This is a genomic window from Pectobacterium versatile, from assembly GCF_020166435.1.
GTDB classification, from domain to species: domain Bacteria; phylum Pseudomonadota; class Gammaproteobacteria; order Enterobacterales; family Enterobacteriaceae; genus Pectobacterium; species Pectobacterium versatile.
This window is the reverse complement of record NZ_JAINZP010000061.1, coordinates 1-1158: the sequence shown is the minus strand read 5'-3', so window position 1 is coordinate 1158 and position 1158 is coordinate 1. Positions and strand designations below refer to the sequence as shown.

General features: G+C 50.1%; 1 protein-coding gene and 1 pseudogene. One reads left to right on the top strand and one right to left on the bottom strand.

From position 1 onward, the window contains the following. A pseudogene (locus K7X24_RS21895) lies at window positions 1–396 on the top strand (hypothetical protein); the annotation flags it as partial. Between the two features lie 42 nt (window positions 397–438). On the opposite strand, the gene K7X24_RS21890 reads toward K7X24_RS21895, so the two are convergent. Further along, on the bottom strand, window positions 439–780 hold the full coding sequence (locus K7X24_RS21890) for a hypothetical protein (protein ID WP_224558273.1): 342 nt from the start codon (window positions 778–780) through the stop codon (window positions 439–441). Window positions 781–1158: the final 378 nt, after the last annotated feature.

Here is a 1158-nt window from a genome sequence, read left to right as displayed (position 1 = left end):
ACGCGTGGGCGCGTCTTTTTGCTCGCTGGGGCGGCAAAATTTATTCGGCTCCCCCCGGCCTGCTCGGTTTCCCTTGGGGGAAACGCTCGCCGATGGGTTCGGGCGACGCAAATTAGCAATTTCTGTGAAATTGAATTTACTCGCCTCACGCCACGGTTGAGTGCCCGCGAGGCGCAGGCATTCAACCGCCTAACTCCGTCGCGTTCTGCGTCGTGGCTGGATGGTCTGTTGAGCGCGGTCAGCGTTGCGAAAATAAAACGTGTTGGCATGTATTCTCCCATGCTGGAATTAGCCAGTAGGGAAGGCTATCGGGAAAGGGCGGTGTTGCCTGCAAACAACTCAATATCGGTTAGGAAGAATTATGGTTATTCAGCCATGAAAGCAAAAAAGCTCTGACCTAACGGCAGAGCTTTAATCAGGCAGAACATATTCAGATGACTATCTGGCGGCGGGTGAATGTGCGCGTTTGTGCATCGTGGTAAGGGCAGGGATAAGTAGACTGATTGCGGTTAGTCCATGCCCCAATTGGCACAAGCTTTCCGGTGTCGATTCACACACGTCATTATCGGCAAAGGTAATCAGCGCATCGCCAATGAAATTCAGGCAATGGCAAAGTCCGGCCTGTGTTTCAGCGCAATACTCAGTGACCTGAGAGAGTTCATCATTGCTCATGTGTGAAAAGTCCAGACGAGCCAGAGCGGCACTCATGGCGGAGTAACGGTTCTCATAATCCGGCAGTGATTGATAAGACGCGCCCGTGTTACTATCGGTGTCAGCCATAGCATTAGTCCTCATAATGTTGTGGTCAGAAGCCCGGTTAGTGTTCCTAGCACTGCCGGGCTTCGCTCTTTACTGTTGCAAAACACCATGTAATTGCGGTGTAATTACAACTATACCATGCTATGGAATTTGTAATTACAATGTCAAGTGAAAAATCCAAAACAGACCAGTATCAAATTCGACTGTCCCACGAGTTTCGTGCGCAATTAGAAGAACAAGCCCATAAAGATGGCGACAAGACATTGGCTACGTGGATAAAGCGTGTTCTGCGTAAGGAACTCCAGACGCGCGGTATTGAACCAAAAGGCTGAGCGGTGGTTAAAGTCAGTCGATGTAGCAAATCCTAGCGTAGCAAAAGACGGTTGGCAGAATGCCTGG

Bases quoted from the DNA above. Each gene is read 5' to 3' on its own strand.
- K7X24_RS21890 (WP_224558273.1), bottom strand. From the start codon at position 780: ATGGCTGACACCGATAGTAACACGGGCGCGTCTTATCAATCACTGCCG.